13 protein-coding genes are annotated in these 20,757 nt (G+C 63.9%); 7 read left to right on the top strand and 6 right to left on the bottom strand.

Going from position 1 to position 20,757, the window contains the following annotated elements:
• Positions 1-22: 22 nt before the first annotated feature.
• The 5 genes from ACSSVC_RS11265 to ACSSVC_RS11245 all read left to right on the top strand — a co-directional run bounded on the left by ACSSVC_RS11265 (position 23) and on the right by ACSSVC_RS11245 (position 7,210).
• Complete coding sequence (locus tag ACSSVC_RS11265; protein WP_446438922.1) at positions 23-2,143, top strand: 3-hydroxyacyl-CoA dehydrogenase NAD-binding domain-containing protein; 2,121 nt, start codon at positions 23-25, stop codon at positions 2,141-2,143.
• A 16-nt stretch (positions 2,144-2,159) separates the two neighbouring features.
• Positions 2,160-3,344 carry an acetyl-CoA C-acyltransferase gene (locus ACSSVC_RS11260; RefSeq protein ID WP_446438923.1) on the top strand — a complete coding sequence of 395 codons (1,185 nt, stop codon included), beginning with the start codon at positions 2,160-2,162 and terminating at the stop codon, positions 3,342-3,344.
• Between the two features lie 10 nt (positions 3,345-3,354).
• Positions 3,355-4,542, top strand: a complete 1,188-nt coding sequence (locus ACSSVC_RS11255; RefSeq protein WP_346634886.1) for an acyl-CoA dehydrogenase family protein — start codon at positions 3,355-3,357, stop codon at positions 4,540-4,542.
• A gap of 10 nt (positions 4,543-4,552) precedes the next feature.
• Complete coding sequence (locus ACSSVC_RS11250) at positions 4,553-5,695, top strand: acyl-CoA dehydrogenase family protein (RefSeq protein WP_404938597.1); 1,143 nt, start codon at positions 4,553-4,555, stop codon at positions 5,693-5,695.
• A gap of 261 nt (positions 5,696-5,956) precedes the next feature.
• A complete protein-coding gene (locus ACSSVC_RS11245) occupies positions 5,957-7,210 on the top strand; it encodes an OprD family porin (RefSeq protein WP_346634888.1) in 1,254 nt (417 codons plus the stop codon).
• Between the two features lie 67 nt (positions 7,211-7,277).
• Here ACSSVC_RS11245 and ACSSVC_RS11240 read toward each other — a convergent pair whose 3' ends face one another.
• The 3 genes from ACSSVC_RS11240 to ACSSVC_RS11230 are packed head-to-tail and all read right to left on the bottom strand — an operon-like array spanning position 7,278 to position 11,385.
• A complete protein-coding gene (locus ACSSVC_RS11240; RefSeq protein WP_346634889.1) occupies positions 7,278-8,246 on the bottom strand; it encodes an NAD(P)H-dependent flavin oxidoreductase in 969 nt (322 codons plus the stop codon).
• Positions 8,247-8,277: 31 nt separating this feature from the next.
• The gene (locus ACSSVC_RS11235; protein WP_346634890.1) at positions 8,278-9,633 is read right to left on the bottom strand and encodes an MFS transporter; all 1,356 of its coding nucleotides are present in this window, start codon (positions 9,631-9,633) and stop codon (positions 8,278-8,280) included.
• 48 nt (positions 9,634-9,681) lie between these two features.
• Entirely contained in the window at positions 9,682-11,385 is a 1,704-nt protein-coding gene (locus tag ACSSVC_RS11230; RefSeq protein ID WP_346634891.1) for a long-chain fatty acid--CoA ligase, read from the bottom strand.
• 268 nt (positions 11,386-11,653) lie between these two features.
• Here ACSSVC_RS11230 and ACSSVC_RS11225 point away from each other — a divergent pair, with 268 nt between their 5' ends.
• A complete protein-coding gene (locus tag ACSSVC_RS11225; protein ID WP_492612289.1) occupies positions 11,654-12,085 on the top strand; it encodes a PaaI family thioesterase in 432 nt (143 codons plus the stop codon).
• 201 nt (positions 12,086-12,286) lie between these two features.
• Positions 12,287-13,075, top strand: coding sequence for an IclR family transcriptional regulator (locus ACSSVC_RS11220; RefSeq protein WP_123726470.1), 789 nt, complete (start codon positions 12,287-12,289; stop codon positions 13,073-13,075).
• A gap of 117 nt (positions 13,076-13,192) precedes the next feature.
• On the opposite strand, the gene ACSSVC_RS11215 is transcribed toward ACSSVC_RS11220, so the two are convergent.
• The 3 genes from ACSSVC_RS11215 to ACSSVC_RS11205 all read right to left on the bottom strand — a co-directional run bounded on the left by ACSSVC_RS11215 (position 13,193) and on the right by ACSSVC_RS11205 (position 20,714).
• A complete protein-coding gene (locus tag ACSSVC_RS11215) occupies positions 13,193-16,120 on the bottom strand; it encodes a two-partner secretion domain-containing protein (protein WP_492612288.1) in 2,928 nt (975 codons plus the stop codon).
• Positions 16,121-16,291: 171 nt separating this feature from the next.
• Positions 16,292-17,410: a fimbrial protein gene (locus tag ACSSVC_RS11210; RefSeq protein WP_346634893.1), complete on the bottom strand. Its 1,119-nt coding sequence runs from the start codon at positions 17,408-17,410 to the stop codon at positions 16,292-16,294.
• A gap of 268 nt (positions 17,411-17,678) precedes the next feature.
• Entirely contained in the window at positions 17,679-20,714 is a 3,036-nt protein-coding gene (locus tag ACSSVC_RS11205) for a two-partner secretion domain-containing protein (RefSeq protein WP_346634894.1), read from the bottom strand.
• Positions 20,715-20,757 lie beyond the last annotated feature (43 nt).

The raw sequence follows: 20,757 nt of genomic DNA, 5'->3' as shown, positions 1-20,757 counted from the left end.
CTTCACCCCGGAGACTGCTGCAATGAGTTGCGAAACAGCCCTGCCCATCGTCGAAACCGCATTACACGGAAACATCCTGGTACTGACCCTCAACAACCCGCCGGTCAACGCCCTGGGGGTGGAGATCCGCCGCGGACTGCTGGCGGCCATCGACAGCGCCAGCGAGAACCCGGCGGTCGACGCCCTCTTGCTGGTCGGCGCAGGACGGCACTTCTGTGGCGGCGCCGACATTCGCGAATTCGGCAAGACGCCCCAGGCGCCGGCGCTGCCGGAGGTGGTCAAGCGGATCGAGGACAGCAGCAAACCGGTGCTGGCGGCAATCCAGGGAGTGGCCCTGGGAGGAGGCCTGGAAGTTGCCCTCGCCGCCCATTACCGCCTGGCCACCGGCAGCGCCCGACTCGGCCTGCCAGAGGTGTTGCTGGGCTTGCTCCCCGGGGCCGGCGGCACCCAGCGGCTGCCACGCCTGATCGGTGCCAAAGCGGCTCTGGAACTGATGCTCAGCGGGCGCCATCTGAGCGCCAAGGAGGCCCTGGACCTGGGTTTGGTGGACCGTCTGGGGGACAGCGATGACGCCCTGGCCGAAGGCCTGGCCTATCTGCGTCAGTTGCTGGCACAGGGCGCCACTGTTCGACGCACCCGGGATGCCCAGGCCCTGAGCGAGCCCGCCGCCCAGCGCGAAGCGATAGATGCCGCCCGCCAGCAGGCCACGCAGAAATCCCGGGGCCTGCTGTCGCCGTTGCACATCATCCAGGCCGTGGAAGCGGCCCTCGATCAATCGTTCGAAGACGGCCTGCGGGAAGAACGCCGACTGTTTCTGGAGTGCCTCGACAGCCCGCAGCGTGCCGGACTGGTGCATGCCTTTTTCGCTGAACGGGAAGTGCTCAAGGCCCCCGAGACCCGCGCGGCAGTGCCTCGTGCCATTGCCCGGGTGGGCGTGGTGGGCGGTGGCACCATGGGCGCCGGCATCGCCGTGACGGCCCTCGACGCGGGCCTGGAAGTGACCATGATCGAACGCGACCAGGACGCCCTGAATCGCGGACGCGGCAATGTCGAGAAGGTCTACGACACCCTGATCGACAAAGGCCGCCTGACCCAGGCCGACAAAGCCGCGACCCTGGCCCGCTTCAGCGCCAGCACCGACTACCAGGACCTGGCCCAGGCCGATCTGGTGATCGAGGCAGTGTTCGAGGACATGGCGGCCAAGCTTGCGGTATTCGCCGAACTGGATCGTGTGTGCAAGGCCGGCGCCGTGCTCGCCAGCAACACCTCCTACCTGGACATCAATGCGATTGCCCAGAGCATCTCGCGACCGGCGGACGTGATCGGCCTGCACTTCTTCTCCCCGGCCAACATCATGAAGTTGCTGGAGATCGTGGTCCCGGCCAAGGTCGCCGCGGATGTCGTCGCCACCGCCTTCGAACTGGCGAAGAAACTGCGCAAGGTGCCGGTGCGTGCCGGGGTCTGCGATGGCTTTATCGGCAATCGGATCCTCGCGGTCTATCGCCAGGCCGCTGACTACATGATGGAAGACGGCGCCTCGCCCTATCAGATCGACCAGGCCCTGCGTGATTTCGGCTTCCCCATGGGGCCCTTCCAGGTGGCTGACCTGGCCGGTGGCGACATCGGCTGGGCGACCCGCCAGCGCAAGGCCGCCACCCGCGATCCCCGGGCCCGCTATGTACAGATTGCCGACCGCCTGTGCGAGCGCGGCTGGTTCGGGCAGAAAACCGGTCGCGGCTACTACCTCTATGCCCAGGGCCCGCGCAGCGCCAGCCAGGACCCGGACGTGCTGGCGATCATCGATACCGAGCGCACCCGGGCCGGCATCACGCCCCGCACCTTCAGCAACCCGGAGATCCTGCGGCGCTACATGGCGGCGATGATCAACGAAGGCGCCAACGTGGTGCATGAAGGCATCGCCCTGCGCCCTCTGGACGTGGACATCACCTTTATCCATGGCTACGGCTTCCCCCGGCATCGCGGCGGCCCGCTCAAGTATGCCGACCAGTACGGCCTGCCTCAGGTCCTGGCGGATATCCGCGAATTCGCCGAAGAAGATCCGCTGTTCTGGAAAGCCTCGCCCTTGCTGGTGCAGCTGGTAGAGCGCGGCGAGAACTTCGACAGCCTCAACCACAGCCACTGACCAAAGAGCACGTCCCATGCGCGAAGCCGTTATTGTCTCCACTGCACGCACGCCCCTGACCAAGGCCCATCGCGGCGAATTCAACATCACCCCCGGCCCCACACTCGCCGCCTTCGCGGTGCGCGCCGCGGTCGAGCGGGCCGCCATCGATCCGGGGTTGATCGAAGATGCCATCCTCGGTTGCGGCTACGGCGAAGGCACCACCGGGCGCAACGTTGCGCGCCTGGCGGTAGTCCGCGCCGGCTTGCCCATCAGCATCGCTGGCACCACGGTCAACCGCTTCTGCGCCTCCGGGCTGCAGGCCATTGCCATGGCGGCGGGACGCATCGTGGTGGACGGTGTCCCGGCGATCATCGCCGGCGGCGTGGAAAGCATTTCCCAGATCCGTGGCCGCGGCGCCAGCGACGACCCGGACCTCGACCCCTGGCTCCTGCAGCACAAGCCGGAACTGTTCCTGCCGATGATCGAAACCGCCGACATAGTCGCCGCGCGCTATGGCATCAGTCGCGAGGCCCAGGACCGTTTTTCGGTAGAGAGCCAGCGCAAGACCGAAGCCGCACAACTGGCCGGCCGCTATCGCGAGGAAATCACCCCCTGCAGCACCACCATGGCGCTGACCGACAAACAGAGCGGCGTGGTCAGCCAGCTTCAGGTCACGGTGGAGGCCGACACCTGCAACCGTCGCGGCACCACCTACGAGGCCCTGGCCAAGCTGGAGCCGGTGCAGGGCCCGGAGCGTTTCATCAGTGCCGGCAACGCCTCGCAACTGTCCGACGGCGCCTCGGCCTGCGTATTGATGGAGGCCCGGGAAGCGTCCCGCGCCAACCTGACCCCGTTGGGGGTGTTCCGCGGCATGGCGGTGGCCGGCTGCGAGCCCGACGAGATGGGCATCGGCCCGGTGTTCGCGGTGCCCAGGCTATTGGCCCGGCACGGCCTCAAGGTCGAGGACATTGGCCTCTGGGAACTCAACGAAGCCTTCGCCTCCCAGGCGATCTACTGCCAGCAGCGGCTGGGCATCGCCGACGAATGCCTGAACGTCAACGGCGGTGCCATCGCCCTGGGTCACCCGTTCGGCATGACCGGCGCGCGCCTGGCCGGGCATGTGCTGCTCGAGGGTCGCCGCCGGGGCGTGAAGTACGCCGTGGTCAGCATGTGCATCGCCGGCGGCATGGGCGCCGCTGCGCTGTTCGAAATCTATTGAGGACGTCGCTATGGACCTGAGTTTCACCCCACAAGAAGAAGCCTTCCGCGACCAGGTGCGAAGCTTTCTCGCCGAACGCCTGCCCACCGACCTGAGTGACAAGGTGGCCGCAGGCGAGCGTCTGTCCAAGGCCGACATGGAGCAATGGCACGCGCTGCTCAATGCCCGGGGCTGGCTGGCCAACCACTGGCCCGAAGCCTTTGGCGGACCGGGCTGGAGCCCCGTGGAAAAGTTTATCTTCGAGCTCGAGTGCGGGCTGGCCAATGCGCCGCGCATCGTGCCCTTCGGCGTCAATATGCTAGGGCCGGTGCTGATCAAGTACGGCACCCCACAGCAGCAGGACTATTGGCTGCCACGGATTCTCGACGGCCGCCACTGGTGGTGCCAGGGCTATTCGGAACCCGGTGCCGGCTCGGACCTGGCCGCAGTGAAAACCACCGCAGTGCGCGACGGCGATCACTATGTGGTCAACGGCCAGAAGACCTGGACCACCCTCGGCCAGCACGCCAACATGATTTTCTGCCTGGTACGCACCGACCGTGAAGCCAAGCCCCAGGAAGGCATCAGCTTCCTGCTGATCGACATGGCCAGCCCCGGGGTCGAGGTACGGCCGATCATCACCCTGGAGGGCGATCACGAAATCAACGAAGTCTTCTTCACCGACGTGCGAGTACCGGTGGCCAATCGGGTGGGCGAAGAACACAAGGGCTGGACCTGCGCCAAGTACCTCTTGACCTACGAACGGACCAATATCGCCGGGGTCGGCTTGTCCATGGCGGCGCTGCAACGGGTCAAGCAGTTGGCCGCGCAACGCACCCGCAATGGCCAGCCGCTGCTGCAGGACCCGCAGTTCGCCGCCCGCCTGGCGCGGGTCGAGATCGACCTGGCCAATATGCAGACCACCAACCTGCGGGTGATCGCCGCCGTGGCCGGCGGCGGTGCTCCCGGTGCGGAAAGTTCGATGCTGAAAATCTGCGGCACGGAGATCCGCCAGGAACTGAGCGCGCTGCTGCGTCGGGCCATGGGCCCCGAAGCCCGGCTCATGCCGGATGACGCCAACGCCCAAGCGCTGGACACCGGCCCCGGGTTCGCGGCCAGCGCCGCGGCGCAGTACTTCAACAATCGCAAGCTGTCGATCTTCGGCGGCTCCAATGAAATCCAGAAAAACATCATCTCGAAAATGATTCTCGGGCTCTGAGGGCGCGCACATGAACTTCGAACACAGCGCAGAACGGCGCATGCTCGCCGACAGTTTGAACCGCTTCATCACCCAGCAATACAACCTGGAAAAACGTCAGCAGAGCCTGCAGTCCGACCTGGGTTTCAACCCCGATATCTGGCGCCAACTGGCGGACCTGGGAGTCATCGGCGCCCTATTCAGTGAAGCCGACGGCGGCTTCGGTGGCGGCGGCTTCGACCTGGCCCTGGTCTTCGAGGCAATAGGCCGCGGACTGCTGGTGGAGCCTCTGCTGGGCAGTGCGGTGCTGGCCGGCGAGGCCATCGCCAGCGCCGGCACCGAGGCGCAGAAAATACACCTGGGGCCAATCATCGACGGCAGCCTGATCGCCGCCCTGGCCCATGAAGAGCCCGGCAACCACTATGCAACCAACCGGGTCGCCTGCCGCGCCGAGGCGGACTCTGCCGGCTGGTGTCTGGACGGTATCAAGAGCATGGTTCTCAACGGCCGCCAGGCCGGGTTGCTGGTGGTCGCGGCACGCACGGCCGGAGCCCTGGACGATAGCCAGGGCATCTCGCTGTTCCTGGTGCCGGCGGACACCCCGGGCCTGGAAATCCAGGCCTGCCCGACCCTCGACAGCGGCCCCGTCGCGCAAGTGCGCCTGCACCATGCAAAAGTGCCGGCACAGGCCTTGCTGGGGCCCTTGCATCAGGGCCACGCGATCCTCGAGCGGGCCATCGGCCGGGGCCTGTTGGCGCTCTGCGCGGAAGCCCTTGGCGCCATGGAAGTGGCCAAGCTGGCGACCCTGGACTACCTGCGCACCCGGCAACAATTTGGCCGTCCTATCGGTAGTTTCCAGGCGCTGCAGCATCGCATGGCGGTGTTGTTGCTGGAGATCGAGCAGGCTCGTTCGGCGGTGATCAACGCCGCTGCCGCCCTGGACGCCGACCGCCTGACCCGCGAACGCAGCCTGTCGGCGGCCAAGGTCAGCATCGGTCGCATCGGCGCCCTGGTGGCCGAGGAATGCATCCAGCTGCATGGCGGTATCGGCATGACCTGGGAGCTGCCACTGGCCCATTACGCCAAGCGGCTGGTGATGATCGACCACCAGTTGGGGGACGAGGATCATCACCTGCAACGCTACATCGCCCTCGGTCAAGCACCGACCCCATGAGTCTCTCGGGCAGGCAACCACAGGCCCTGGCCAAAAGGGCGGCAGGTGTCGCCGCCTTCCTTGCCCGGAGCGCAGCGTGCCCCATCACGCTGCGCTGATGGCCCTGCTGCACTGAGTCCCTGCTCCCGCTACTTGCCTCCTCAATGGCCCCGCCTCACGGCAGGGTCAGGAGCGGTCGCGTCCGGGGCTTTTCCACGGCCGCTCCGGCAGCGACCCAGCGCCGCATTTCTCACTATAAAAACAACAAGACCGGTGAACACCATGCACTCCACTTCCAATCCCTGCTTGCCCTTGTCCACCCTGGTGGGCGGCTGTGTGCTGCCGCTGATGTGCCAGGCGCAATTCATCGACGACAGCCAGTTGACCCTGGGGGCTCGCAACTTCTACATGAATCGCGATTTCCATGGCGACCGTCCGCCCCAGAACAAGGCGCAAGAATGGGCCCAGGGATTTGTCCTGCGCTACCAGTCCGGCTTTACCCAAGGCAGCGTCGGCCTGGGGGTGGATGGGCTAGGCCTGCTGGGCATCAAGCTGGACTCCGGCGGCGGCACCGCCCATACCGGGGCACTGCTGGCGGACCGCAATGGCGATGTGGCCGACCAGTACGGCTCCTTCGGCCTGACCGCCAAGGCCAGGGTCGCCAGCAGCGTCTTGAGCACCGGCATCCACGAACCGCTGCTGCCGGTCGCCTTTCGCAATGACACCCGCCTGCTGCCGCAAACCTTCAAGGGCACGCAACTGGTGTCCAACGATATCCAGGATCTGACCCTGACCCTGGGGCGCTTCGACAGCGTGCGCCAGCGCAACTCCACGGACCATGAAGACCTGCAGATGGTCGCCCTGGCCCGCAACGGCCGGCAGGTCGCCGGTGGGGTCGCCAGTGACAGGTTCACCTACAGCGGAGCCAGCTACAGCATCCGCCCCGAGCTCAAGGCCGGTTATTTTCATGCCCAACTCAAGGACAACTACCGGCAGCACTACGGCAATCTGACCCACACGGCAGCCCTGGGTAAAAGCCTCTCGCTGAAATCCGAGCTGCGCTACTTCCAGAGCGCCGGCCTGGGTCGGACCGAGGTCGACAACCGCAACCTGGGGCTGATGCAAACCCTGTCCTATCGCGGCCACGCCCTGAGCCTGATCTATCAGGACCAGAGCGGCCGCAGCGGCATGCCCTTTATCAGCGGCACCGACCCCTACGGCTTCAACACCTCGACCTACAAGTCCTTCGTCCATGCCGGGGAGGACTCCTGGCAAGTGCGCTACCGCTATGATTTCGCCGCCCTGGGCCTGCCCGGCCTGAGCCTGATGAGCCGCTATGTGCGCAGCAATGAATTCACCCTCGACCAGCAGCAGGCCCGGGAGCGGGAGCTGGATACCGACCTGGCCTATGTGATCCAGAACGGCCCGCTCAAGGACCTGGGGCTGCGCTGGCGCAACGTGGTGTATCGCGCCAAGCATGCCGCCAATGTGGATGAGAACCGGCTGATCCTCGAATACAGCCTCAAGCTCTGGTAGCCGGGAACAGCGGCCCCGGAAACGACGCTGCCGGCAAGTGCCGGCAGCGCTATCAAGCCGCAGCGACTCAGAACACCTGGCGGCCAAGCCGTTGGCAAGCCTCTCGATACTCCGCGGCCAGACGCTCCACCAGCGCTTCGGCGGCCGGCACCGCGTCCAGCACGCCGATGCCCTGGCCGCAGCCCCAGATCTCCTTCCAGGCCTTGGGGCGCTGCCGATCCGCACCGAAGTTCATCTGTGAGGGATCACTGCTGGGCAGCGCCTCGGGGTCCAGGCCGGCCGCGGTCAGCGAGGCTTTCAGGTAGTTGCCATGCACCCCGGTGATGAGGTTGGTGTAGACAATGTCCTCCGCCCCCGACTGGCGGATCATCTCTTTGTAGGCCGCTACGGCGTTGGCTTCCTGGGTGGCGATAAAGGCCGAGCCGATATAGGCCAGATCGGCTCCCAGGGCCTGGGCCGCGAGGATCGAACGGCCCGAGGCAATGGCCCCCGAGAGCAGCAGCGGGCCGTCGAACCACTGGCGGATTTCCTGTACCAGGGCAAAGGGCGACTGGGTGCCGGCATGGCCTCCGGCACCGGCCGCCACCGCAATCAGGCCATCGGCTCCCTTGTCGATGGCCTTGCGGGCAAAGCGGTTGTTGATCACGTCGTGCAGCACGATGCCACCGTAGCTGTGCACCGCCTGGTTGATCTCGGGACGAGCCCCCAGGGAGGTGATGATGATCGGCACCTTGTGCTCCACGCAGACCGCCATGTCCTGCTCCAGCCGGTCGTTGGAACGATGCACGATCTGGTTCACCGCGAAAGGCGCCGCGGGCCGGTCCGGGTGCAGCCGATCGTGCTCGGCCAGGGCCTGGGTGATCTGTTCGATCCACTCCGAGAGGCGCTCGGCGGGCCGGGCATTCAAGGCCGGAAACGAGCCGACAATGCCGGCCTTGCACTGGGCGATCACCAGTTCAGGGGTGGAAATGATGAACAGCGGCGCCGCCACCACCGGCAAGCGCAAACGCTGGGAAAGGATGTTGGGCAAGCTCATGCTCTGGCTCCTGTGCCAATGGCGAGGGGGTTCATGATTCGGCCAGGGCCGCTGCAGTTCGAGGGGCTCTGGCGGTACGCGCGGTGATCAGTACCAGCGCGCCGGCCAGCAGGTACATCACGATCCCCAGGTACATGCTGGAGACATGCCCGCCGGTATGGCTGTTGATCACTCCGTTGAGCCAGGGCGTAACAGCCGGCCCGAGGTTGCCCAGGCTGCTGATAAAGGCGATGCCCCCGGCGGTGGCCGCCACCGACAGGTACTCGCTGACCAGAGCGAAGAAGATCGGAGTACCGGCCTTGATCCCTATGTAGGCCACGCACAAGGCCGCCACCGACAGCAGCAGATGGCCGTTGAGCAAGGTGGTGATGGCCAGGCCGAAGACGGCAATGGCCATGCAGCCGACGAAATGCCAGCGGCGTTCCCGGTGTTTGTCGGAGTGCCAGCCGATCAGCACCGTACCGACGATGCCCACGATATTGGGGATCGCGGTAATCAGCCCGACCTGCAACAGGTCCTGGGAGCCCCAGCTCTGGATCAGGCTCGGCATCCAGAACACCAGCATGTAAGTCGCGCCGAGGAACATGAAATAGGCCATGGACAACAGATAGATCTTGGGGTCGCGAAACATCTGCGCCAGGCTGTCCTGGGACTTGTGCCGGGCATTTTTCAGGTCCTGGGCCATGTCCTCCTTGAGCAATCGCTGCTCCCTTGAACTGAGCCACCTGGCCTGTTCCGGGCTGTCCTGCAGGTACAGAAAAGCCACCACCCCCAGCACACTGGCCGGCAGGCCCTGGATCACGAACATCCATTGCCAGCCATTGAAGCCGGCCACGCCATTGAGGTACTTGAGGATGCTCCCCGAGACGGGGCCGGCGATCAGTCCGGCGACGGCGGCGGCCGTCATGAAGATGGCGATCACCTGCCCGCGGCGCGGCGCCGGAAACCAGTAGGTGAAATACAGGATCACCCCCGGAAAGAACCCTGCCTCGAAGGCCCCCAGAAGAAAGCGCAGGATGTAGAACTGCAACGGTGTGGAGACAAACATCATCGCCGCGGCCACCAGCCCCCAGCAGAACATGATGCGCAACAGGGTCCTGCGCACACCACTGCGCTTGAGCATGAGGTTGCTGGGGACTTCGAAGAGGAAGTAGCCGATGAAGAAGATCCCGGCACCCAGGCCATAGACCGCGTCGCCAAACGGCAGTGTCTGTTTCATCTGCAGTTGGGCATAGCCGATATTGACCCGATCGAGGAAGGCGATCATGTAGCAGAGCATCAGCAGCGGCAGCAGGCGCCAGCGAATCTTCGCGTACAGCGAGTCGAGCTGCCGGGCTGGGTCGGGTGAAGCGTGCGGATCTTGGACAGTTATTATTTTTGTAGTCATTGTCGTCTCCGGCGCAGTCGTTGGTTACTGCATCAAGGGAATCGCTGTTCAGGGGTTGATGGCCTCGCGCTCCTGGAGCACGCGCCACATGACTTTGCCGGAGCCGGACTTGGGCAGGCTGTCGACGAACTCCAGCAACCGCGGCACTTTGTAGGCGGCCATGTGCTCGCGCGCCCAGTCGATGATCTGCTCTGGGCTGGTGCGGCCAACGGCCTCGCTGCGCAGGACCACCAGGGCTTTGACGGTTTCTCCGCGGTAGGCATCCTGGGCCGCGATGACACAGGCTTCATGCACCGCCGGGTGCTTGAACAGCAGGGCTTCCACCTCCGCCGGCCAGACCTTGAAACCGCTGCTGTTGATCATTCGCTTGAGGCGATCGGTGAGAAAGAAGTACCCCTCCTCGTCCATGTGGCCAAGGTCGCCGGTGCGCAGGAAGCGCTTGCCCTCGAACTCGACGAAAGCCGCCGCGGTCGCTTCGGGGTTGCGCCAGTAGCCTTTGAACAGCATCGGACCAAAGGTGATGATTTCCCCCACCTGGCCCGGCTCCAGTTCCTTGAGGGTCAGTGGATCGACCACCCGCGAGTCCACACCGAAGAACGGCATGCCCAGGCATTGCAGCTTGGCCCGCTCAGGCGGGTTGCCATGGCTGGCGGCGGCGGTTTCCGTAAGCCCGTAGCCTTCGAGAAAGGTCAGGCCGAACTCCTCCCTCAGGCGCTGCGCCACCGCCTCCGGCATCGCGGCTCCGCCGCCGTTGATATGCACCAGGCTGGACAGCTCGAACCCCTGGTAGTTGGGGCTGGCGAACAGGTCGATGATCATGGTCGGGATGCAGGTCCAGTGAGTCACCCGATAACGGGAAATCAGGCGCCCGGCCAGCTCCCGGTCCCAGCGCGGCATGATCACCGTGCTGGTGGCGTCGAACACCGCCCGCAGAACAAAACACACCAGGCCGGTGATGTGGAAGAACGGCACCACCCCCAGGCCCACCGACTCGACGGTGGACTGGGTCCAACTGCCGCTGACAGCATTACTCATCAGGCTGCGATGGCTGTGCATGCACCCCTTGGGATGGCCGGTGGTGCCCGAGGTGTATTGCAGCATGGCCAGGTCGTCGGCCTGGGCACTATGGGCCCCGGGGCTCAAGGAAAGGTCGAGCACTTCACACCAGTGCCGGTAGCCCGTGGTCAAGGGCGGCTCGCTGCGCAACCAGGCATCGATCTCGGGGCTTGGGGCTTCCGTCGGATGCAGGTCCGCAGGCGCCGGCATGGCATCGCTGTAGCGGGTCACCAGCAGTTCGCGCAACTGCTGCTCGGGAGCCAGGGTGGCATTGGCCGCCTGGGCAATCGGCGCCAGGTCCGCCGCGCAGATCAGCACCCGCGCCTGAGAATCACCGAGCTGATAGCTCAACTCCTCCACCTTGTTCATCGGGTTGACCGGTACCACCACCGCGTTCGCTCGCAGGATGGCGTAGTAGGCGACGATGAATTGCGGGCAGTTCTGCAGGTACAGCGCCACCCGATCCCCGGACTCGACACCCACGCTCTGCAACCAGCCGGCCAGGGCCTGGGCCTGGGCGCGCAAGGCCGAAAAACTCAGTTCCCGACCGAAGAAGCGATACGCCACTTTGTCCGGGTAACGTTGGGCGGCCACTTCCAGGTTGAACCACAGCGACGTGGCCGGCACCGTCAGCGCCAGGGGCAAGCGTTTGGGCCAGACACGGTGATGGGGACGCTGAGTACGGGGAGTGGACATGGAGCCTCCTTCAAAGCCCTGGATTGATCGGGGTGTCGCCACCGGACCGGGTCGATCCTGCCCCATGCGCCCGGTTCATTTCAATCACTTATATTTCGCTGTGCGGAATATCATTCCGTATTGACCGGTAGATTATTCGCTGACATTCTGCATTTCAACGTGCAAATGCCTGTGCGAAACACAATCAGAAAAATCACTGTCTGCCGGTCATGGGCAACACCCGCCTCCCACGACACGGACCAGGACCTGACCCCAAGGGCCATCGCCTATGAGTGCCGTACCTGACGCGCCGATACTGCAAGGTCTGTTCAGCGGCTTCGCCGCCCACCTCGGCCTGGACCTGCAGGAATACCAGCAGGCGCAGACCGTCATCGCAGTCACCGTCCAGCCCCATCACCTCAACCAGGCCGGCAATCTGCACGGCGGCGTCATCGCGTCCCTGGCCGACACCGCCATGGGCATGAGCGGAACCTGGCACGCCGACCCCGAGCAATGGCGGCTGGCGCTGACCCTGTCGCTGAACATCAACTACATGGCGAGCACGCCACCGGGGACCAAGGTCCGCGCCGTGGCCCGCACCCGGGGCGGCGGCGTGAAGATCTTCATGGCCAGTTGCGACCTGCTGGATGCCGAGGATCGGCTGCTGGCCAGCGCCGAGGGCGTATTCAAGCGTGGCCGCCTGCGCCTCGATAGTCGCTGAGGCGGCACGCTGCCGACTGCGGATCGACCAGGGTACGACCGCCTGACGAGACAAGTGCCTGCCTGGCGCAACAGGGTTCCGAGAAGGAATCGTCGATTTCAATTCAAGCGGTTCCGGGATAACATTTTTCCCTTGTTTCCAAGAACCCGCTGTGTGGTCAACTGGCATTGCGCCCGGCACCAGCCCCTACCGGAAGACCCCATGCACGACCCGAACGACTCCCCGGAACAAGCGCCCAAAGACCGCAAGTTCGTCGAAGCCCTGGCCCGTGGCCTGGAAGTCCTGCGGGCCTTTACCCACGGTCACGCGGTGCGCGGCAACCAGGACATCGCCCGCATCACCGGCCTGCCCAAACCCACCGTATCGCGCCTGACCTACACCCTGACGCAGCTGGGCTATCTCAAGTACAACCAGGACCTGGAGAAGTACCAGCTGGATTCGGCGGTACTGGCCCTGGGTTACGCCTACTCCGCCAGCCTGCGGGTTCGCCAGTTGGGCAAACCCTTCATGGACGAGTTCTCCCGGCGCACCAACACCACGGTCAGCCTGACCTGCCGCGATCGCCTGTCGATGATTCACGTGGACAGCAGCCGCCCGCCGGAAGTGGCCAGTCTGCGCATGGAACCCGGACTGCGCCTGCCCCTTGCCACCAGCGCCGCGGGACGCGCCTATCTGGCGGCCACGCCGAAAATCGAGCGTGACCATCTGCTGCGGGAAGTGGCGAAAAAAGTCGGCGATGAATGGCCGGCCCTGGAAAAGTCCCTGGAGGACTCCTTCCGTGAATACGAAGCCTTTGGCTTCTGCCTGTCACTGGGAGAATGGGACCGCAACGTCAATGGTGCCGGAGTACCGCTGCGCCTGGCCGACGGCAGCATCATGGCCCTGACCTGCGGCGCCCCGAGCTTCCAGCTATCCAGCGAAAAACTCGAAAGCTCCCTGGCCCACCAGTTGGTGATGCTGGCCCGGGATCTGGAAAGCCTCGGCGTCTGAAGCAGACGCCAGGGCAGATTTTCAGTTATTGCAATCAGCAGGGGTCCATCGGGTACGCCATGGTTTGCCATGACGTACCCGAAACCGGCCCCGGTATTAGCGGGGACGTCCCATCAGTTACTGGTCACCCCACCTATCGTAGCCAGTAACCACCTGGATATTGCCGAAGGCTGCGGACTGACGAATGTCACCCAGGTCCAGGCCCACCAGGCCACCCAGCTGAGCATCCCGGTTGCCCGTGACCTCGCCGCTGGCGAGCGTATTGACGATCCGGGCGTTGTTCTGCCCCACCAGACCGCCGACCCTGCTGTAGCTGCCCCCTGTGACCTTGCCCTTGGCCGAGGCCGTGTCGATCAGGCTGTCACCCTTGTCAACGCCATGGGTCCCCACCAGACCGCCGACCATGCTCTTGGCGCCGGCACTGACTTCACCGCGGGCCTCGACCGCTTTCAGGTTCCCTGCGTTGTAACCGATGAGCCCGCCTACATGGCTTTGATCCTTGGCCTCGACATCGCCCAAGGCCAGCGCATTGGCGACAAGCCCGCCAGCGTTGTAGCCGATCAGTCCGCCCACATGACTGTTGCTGGCGCCCTGAACCTTGCCGGACGCTTCGGCAAGGCGGATGTCGCTATCAATGTTCTGCCCGACCAGGCCACCGACATGCAGGCCATTGACCGCATTGACCGAGCCGCTGGCATTGACGTTGCGCAGCACACCGTCGTGGTTGAGTCCCACCAGGCCGCCGGCCGTGGCAAAGCCTGTACCCTTCAGCGCGCCGCTGGCGGCGGAGTCACTGATCCGGCCCGATTCGTTGCGACCGACCAGGCCTCCAACGTTGCTCGCGCCGTTGCCGGATACCGCAACCGAGGAGTGGGAACCCTCGATACGGCCGCCCTGGTTGTAACCCACCAGACCGCCCAGGTTCGTACCCTTGTAGCTGTAGCTGGCACCACTGGAGACCACTCCCGAGCTTGCGGAATTGGCAATCAGTCCTTGATCGTTGATGCCCACCAATCCACCCACTCCGCCCTGGGGATTGCTGACGATGCTGGCGGTAAGCCGGGCATCGGCACGGCTGTTGGTCACGGTGCCACCACCGGCCGCTCCCTGACGGTTCTCGCCCACCAGGCCACCGGCCGCCGAGGTGTAGGCATTGCCAAGCACCACGCCGCTCATGGACGACGCATCGATGGAACCGCCGGAGTTGCTCCCCACCAGCCCGCCGACCACGTTGTCCTGCCGGCTCTTGGCATTCACCCGCAGATCGCTGGCGCTGACGTTGGCAATGCTCCCGCTGTTGCGCCCGACCAGACCACCGACCGCACCGGAACCGGAGGCGGCTCCGTTGATGGTCATCGAGGCCAGATTGAGGTTGCTGAGGCTGCCGGATGAACGGGCGAACAGCCCGCCATCGGTGCCGTTGCTGTTGATTGTCAAACCGCTGAGGGTGTTGCCCAGGCCATCGAAGATGCCGCTAAAGCCCTGCTGTCCACCTATTGAGGTGAGGTGGTTGCTACTGTTGATGGAGTTGCCGAGGACGTAGCGGCCCGCCAGGTCTTTGTCGATCGCCTGCAACTGCGTGGCATTTTGAATGACGCTGTAGGCGGCGCCATTGGCGTCAAAGCGGGCACCGTTGCCGGACAGCGTGACGCGTCCGTTCTGGCCCAGGGCAACATCACCACCGTGGTTCATCCCCAGACTGCTGTTGCTGCCGCTCAGCACAAGCTGACGGTTGAGCTTGATATCACCCTGGGCATTGAGCTCGACCCGGGCATTGGCGCCGCCGGCAAACAGGCTGTCATCCAGGCGGATGTCCTTGGCCGAAGAGAGGGTCAAGCGGTTGCCGCTGAACCAGAAGACCCCGTTGTCCACCGCCACATCGCCCTTGCCACTGGCCAGTTCGATATGGGTCGTGGCCAGGTTGCGCGACAAGGTATCGGCATGGACGGTATTGCTTTTGGCGCTGATGAACGAGCCGACCTTGACGGTGTTACTGGCGATCTTCCAGGTTCCGGTCTGGCCATCCCTGGACTGGGTGTTGACCTTGGTCGGCAACTGTACCCGAGTGGTCGCGCCCCGGGTCTCGATCACCCCGCCATCGCCCTCGCCACCCAGCGCACTGGCCTGCAGCGTACCGTCAACACTGACCACCCCCACATCGCCGCCATCCAGGGTGATCCGCCCGGCTTTTTGCGACAGGGTATTGGCTTCGATGGTGCCCTGATTATTGACCACGGTCTGCAGCATGGAGCCGGCGCTCTTGGCGGTCATCAACACCTGTCCGCCGTCAGCCTTGAGCAGGCCACCATTGCTCACTAGCGCATTGACCGCTGCGGCATCCACTTGCAGGTCCAGCAGTTGGTTGTTGTCGAAACTGACGGTGAAGCCATTGCCCGCCCCCAATGCCACGCTCCCGCCCTGGGCCTTGATCGTGCCCTCGTTGCGCACATTCGCCCCCAATAGCGCGATAGCGCCACCGTCAGCGGCGGTGATGGAGCCGCGGTTGACGATTTGCGCCTCTGAAGTCCCGGCGAACTTGTAGTTGCCCGCCTTGAAATCGGCATCGCTGAGATTCTGGGTCGAAGCCACCAGGCCGCCGACATTCACTTGCGCGCCCTGACCGAAGACCACCCCGTTGGGGTTGATCAGGAACACCCGGCCGTTGGCATTGATCTGTCCCTGGATCTGACTGCCATTGACGCCAATCACCCGGTTCAAGGCGATCGAGGTGCTGCTGGGCTGGTTGAAGGTCACCGACTGCTCGGCCCCCACGTTGAAATCCTTCCAGTGGGTGATGAGTTTGTCGCTGTGCTGATTGATGGACAGGTGCTGACCCTGGGTCTGCATATCAGCGCTCCCGGACACCACTTCAGCGCCTGTCGGCAAGGCGAAGGCCGAGGGCAAGCCGACCAATGCCAGGAGACTGGCGGCCGCCACCACCAGGCCCTTGCTCGGGCCCGAGCGGCGCCGACGGCGCGCCCCTTCATGGGTCACGTTCCAGCAACCCTGGGCCTGGTTCCAGACCAACGCGTAAATCTTGTTCATGCAAATACTCCTTATCGGTTGAACAACGCCCTGCAAACCTTTGCAGGGCGGCACAACATCCAAAGATCCAGTGGGACCGTTGAAGCGTTGTTTAGGGGGCACGCAGGGCACAGGCGCGCCTGCGCCAAGGCAATCCATGGCGCAACAGGGCTTGCTCGGTGCCTGTCGTGGTCAGGGGAAGGTAAAGGTGAACTCCGCAGCGCCATTGGCCTGGCCGGCTTCGATTTCACTGTCATTGCCGGTGCGGATGTAGCTGGCCCGCAAGGGAATGCTTGCGCCATCACCCACGCGCTGCATCTCGTAGCTCTCGCCGCTGTATTGGATCGGGAGCCGGGTCAGGTCGTTGATCACCACAATGCCGAAGCCCTTGGCGGGCCGGGACTGGGTCGAGGAACTCAGACCGAGAATTCCCGGGGCCATTGAGGCAGCGGACTTGTCGGTGAAACTGATGCGCGGTTTGGCATTGGCTGCACAACGACTCAGCTCAATGCGAAAAGGCACCTGTGGCGAGGTGTCGTTGACCTTGGGAAAGTCCGTCAGGGCAAAGCGCCCCAAAGGAACAGGGATGGTCTTGTAGCCCTCAACCACACAGGTATTGGGAATCACGATCGGTCCGCCGCCGCCCATGCTGATCAGCTCGGGACCCATCAATGGATAATTGTGCCGGCAGATGCCTGGGGGATTGCTGTCGGTGGGCCAGGCCACCTCGGCACCCAGACTCGCCAGGTTGGCAGGCAAGTCGAATGCATAGAGCATCAGGTTGGAACTGCCGACCACACTGTCGACGGTCAGTTTGCCGCTGGGCAACTGATCCGGAGGTACTGTCAGGATCAGTGATTGAGTGAAGCGAGTAATCATGGTCCCAAAGGGACGTCCGCCGGTGTCATAGCTCAAATCGCTCTTTTCCAGGGCGATCAGCTTGGGGGTTTGTGTCAGGGTAAGAGGCCCGCCATCCTGAGGGTTCACTGCTACGCGAAAGCCTATGCCTTCGACGTTGGTCGGTGCGGATTGAAAGCGCTGTGGCGTACCGCCACTCCAGTTGCCAACCGTCACCAACTCTCGTACCCGGTTCCCCGAGGGTGAGTAGCGGAAGTTGGTATAGAGGCTGACCGCGCGCTGCCACAACACGTCGCCCTCCTTGGCCCTGCCGTCCAACGGCGTAACCGCCACCCACGGCGTGCCATCACCGTTGCTGAACTCACAGTTCAGCGCAAAGCCATTCACCGTGGCCGCCTGCGCAGCACCGCTGGACACGCCTGAAAACAGCCCTGTCAGCAGTATTGCGTTCACCCACAGGGAACGTCGTTTCCGATCAGCTACAAGCCTGAGCCATTGGCGAATCATCTGTCATTCTCCCAGTCTGCGCCTGTGTGCCACGGCCCCTGAAAACGGCTGCGTGATGCACAAGCGAGATGGATTGCACAGCGATGGCCGGCTGCTTCCGGCCATCGGCAAAGAACAGACAAGGGACGGGACAAGCAGGTACCCGCCAGCAGCCTCGATACGCCCTGCACCCGCACGGCGTATCGAGAGACTGCGTTTCCCCTGTACTACCTCATCAGTTGCGGATATCGCCCTGATTGAGGCCAACCAGCGGTACCTGGGTCGCCTGCCCCAACGCGGTGTTGTAGGCCAGGATTCCGTAGTTGACACCGGCCAGACCACCGTAGGTCTGCTTGCCGTTCGCGAGGACCTTGACGTTGCCGTAGGCCACGGACTGACGAATATCCCCCATGTTCAAGCCGGCCAATCCACCCAGGCGGGCATAGCTGCCACCACTCACCTCACCATTGGCCAAGGAGTTGGCGATCCGCGAATTGTTCTGCCCGACCAGGCCACCAACGGTACTCTGGGCACCGCCCACGACGTTGCCTTTGGCCGACGCGGTATCAATGCGGTGATCCACATAATCGCCGTTGGTCCCCACCAGGCCGCCGATAAAGCTGCTGGCGCCGCCGCTGACATTACCGCTGGCCTCGACTGAACTCAGGTCGCCATCGTTGAACCCCACCAACCCGCCGATATGGCTCAGGGTGCCGCCGGTGACCTTGCCGCGAGCCACTGCATATTCGGTAGTGCCGGCAAAGTTGTGCCCGATGAGGCCGCCGATGTTGCCGCTGCCACCACCCAGAACCTCACCGGTGGCTTCAGCCGTGTGGATTTCACTCCGGTCGTTCTTGCCCACCAGACCGCCAACATTGGCACCGGTCGAGTCGGCAACCCTGCCGGAAGCGCTGACGTTGTTCAGCACGCTGTTCTGGTTCAAGCCAACCAGGCCGCCTGCTGCCGCTGACCCCGTGCCGGTGATCGCACCGCTGGCGCTGGAGTCAGTGACGGTGCCGTTGTTGTTGAAGCCCACCAGGCCACCGATGTTGCTGGCGGCATAACCCCAGACGTTGACCGAGGAGCTTGCGCGCTCGATGGTGCCGCCCTGGTTGTAGCCCACCAACCCACCCAGGTTCGGGTCCTGGACGTAACGGTTGAAACCGGTGCCGACGGTGCCGGCACTGGAAGAGTCGGCAATCGACCCGCCCTTGTTGACCCCCACCAGGCCGCCCATACCGCCAACGGGACTGATCTGCATGGTGCCCAGGACCTGCACGTTGGTGCTGCTGTTGGTGATGGAGCCCGCACCGGCGAAACTGTTGCGGTTTTCCCCTACCAGCCCGCCGACAGCGAGGGTGTAGCCATTACCGGTAACAGTGCCGGCCATGGTTCCACGATCGATGGTGCCACCGGAGTTGATCCCCACCAGGCCACCGAGGTAGTTGTTCTGATTGCTGTTGGCAACTACCCGCAGATTGGTGGCACTGACGTTGTTGATCCGGCCACTGTTCAAGCCCACCAGCCCACCGATATTGCCGAAGCCGGCGTTGGAGGTCGTACCGTTGATGGTCATGGAGGCCAGCTTGAGGTTGCTGATGTCACCCGACGACTTGCCGAACAGACCACCGTAAGGGCCGTCGGTGTTGACGGTGAAACCGCTGATCGTGTTGCCCAGGCCATCGAAGGTCCCGGTGAACGTGTTGCTGCCACCAATGGACTTGATGATCCCGCTGCCGGCGATGTTATTGCCCAGTACGTACAGGCCATCGAGGCTGGTACCGATCGCCTGCAACTGCGCGGCGTTCTGGATCACGTTGTACAGATCGCCATTGGCGTCGAACCAGGCGCCGCTGCCGGACAGCGTGACCCGGCCATCCGTGCCCAGGGCATAGGCGTTGCCATAGTCCAGACCCAGACTGCTGTTGATCCCGGTGAGCTCCACCGCGCCATTGAGCTTGATGTCCCGCTCGGCATTGAGCTCGATGCGAGTACCGCCGCCGCTGCCTTTCAGGCCGCTATTGATATGGATGTCCTGGGCCGAGTTGACGCTCAGTTGATTGCCGCTGGTCCAGGCAATGGCTCCATCCACCGAAACGTCACCGCTCTTGCTGTTGAGCTCGACATTGGTAGTGGCCAGGTTGTGCGCCAGGGTATCGGCATACACGGTGTTGCTACCGGCCGTGGCGGTAGGGCTGACCTTGACCTCGTCGGAGCTGATCTTCCAGGTGCCGGCCTTGCCATTGTTGGCCAGGGTGTTGACCCGCGCGGCCAGTTGCACCTTGGTATTCGCGCCCTTGGTCTCGACCACACCACCATCACCCACCGAGGTCAGCGCACTGGCGCTCATCGAGCCGCCGACGTTGACTACACCTATGTCGCCACCGTCCAGGGTGATCTTGCCGGCCTTGCGTGACAGGGTGTTGGCTTCGATGGCGCCCTGGTTGTTGACCACGGTCTGCAGCATGGAGCCGGCGCTCTTGGCGGTCATCAGCACCTGTCCACCGTCGGCCTTGAGCAGGCCGCCGTTGCTCACCAGCGCATTGATCGCCGCGGCGTCCACTTGCAGATCCAGCAAGTTGCTGCCGTCGAAACTGACGGTGAATTCATTGCCACCGCCCAGGGCTACCCGGCCCTTCTGGGCCTTGATGGTGCCGTCGTTGATCACGGTCTTGCCGAGCAGCGCCACGTTGCCGCCGTCAGCAGCGGTGATGGTGCCGTTGTTGACGATCCGCGCCGATGAGGTGCCGGCAAACTTGTAGTTGCCGGCAGTGAAGTTGGCATCGGTGATGTTCTGGGTCGAGGCCACCAGGCCGCCGACATTCACTTGCGCGCCCTGGCCGAAGACCACCCCGTTGGGGTTGATCAGGAACACCTGGCCGTTAGCCTTGATTTGCCCCTGGATGTCACTGCCGTTGACGCCGATCACCCGGTTCAGGGCGATAGAGGTCTTGGTCGGCTGGCTGAAGGTCACGGTCTGACCGTTTCGCACACTGAAGTCGTTCCAGTTGGTGATCAACTTGTCGGTGTGCTGGTTGATCGACATCTGCTTGCCGTTATCGAACGTCAGAATATCCGCCGTCCCGGAGACCACTGTTCCCCCAGTCGGCAAGGCGAAAGCCGCGGGCAAACCGCCCAGGCCCAACAAACCGGCGACCATTACCACCAGGCCTTTGCGGGTTCCGGAACGACGGCGACGACGGGCGCCTTCGTCGGTCACACTCCAGCAGCCCTGGGCCTGATTCCATACCAATGCATAAACCTTGTTCACGTTGACTCCTCATCTATCAATTAACGCCCTGCAACATTTGCAG

Source organism: Pseudomonas sp. E1BtOHC1, assembly GCF_058744285.1.
This window is presented reverse-complemented; position numbering and strand designations above follow the sequence as displayed.

Excerpts from the sequence above, each read along its gene's own strand:
- ACSSVC_RS11265 (WP_446438922.1), top strand. The coding sequence starts at position 23 with ATGAGTTGCGAAACAGCCCTGCCCATCGTCGAAACCGCATTACACGGA.
- ACSSVC_RS11260 (WP_446438923.1), top strand. The coding sequence starts at position 2,160 with ATGCGCGAAGCCGTTATTGTCTCCACTGCACGCACGCCCCTGACCAAG.
- ACSSVC_RS11255 (WP_346634886.1), top strand. The coding sequence starts at position 3,355 with ATGGACCTGAGTTTCACCCCACAAGAAGAAGCCTTCCGCGACCAGGTG.
- ACSSVC_RS11250 (WP_404938597.1), top strand. The coding sequence starts at position 4,553 with ATGAACTTCGAACACAGCGCAGAACGGCGCATGCTCGCCGACAGTTTG.
- ACSSVC_RS11245 (WP_346634888.1), top strand. The coding sequence starts at position 5,957 with ATGCACTCCACTTCCAATCCCTGCTTGCCCTTGTCCACCCTGGTGGGC.
- ACSSVC_RS11240 (WP_346634889.1), bottom strand. The coding sequence starts at position 8,246 with ATGAGCTTGCCCAACATCCTTTCCCAGCGTTTGCGCTTGCCGGTGGTG.
- ACSSVC_RS11235 (WP_346634890.1), bottom strand. The coding sequence starts at position 9,633 with ATGACTACAAAAATAATAACTGTCCAAGATCCGCACGCTTCACCCGAC.
- ACSSVC_RS11230 (WP_346634891.1), bottom strand. The coding sequence starts at position 11,385 with ATGTCCACTCCCCGTACTCAGCGTCCCCATCACCGTGTCTGGCCCAAA.
- ACSSVC_RS11225 (WP_492612289.1), top strand. The coding sequence starts at position 11,654 with ATGAGTGCCGTACCTGACGCGCCGATACTGCAAGGTCTGTTCAGCGGC.
- ACSSVC_RS11220 (WP_123726470.1), top strand. The coding sequence starts at position 12,287 with ATGCACGACCCGAACGACTCCCCGGAACAAGCGCCCAAAGACCGCAAG.
- ACSSVC_RS11215 (WP_492612288.1), bottom strand. The coding sequence starts at position 16,120 with ATGAACAAGATTTACGCGTTGGTCTGGAACCAGGCCCAGGGTTGCTGG.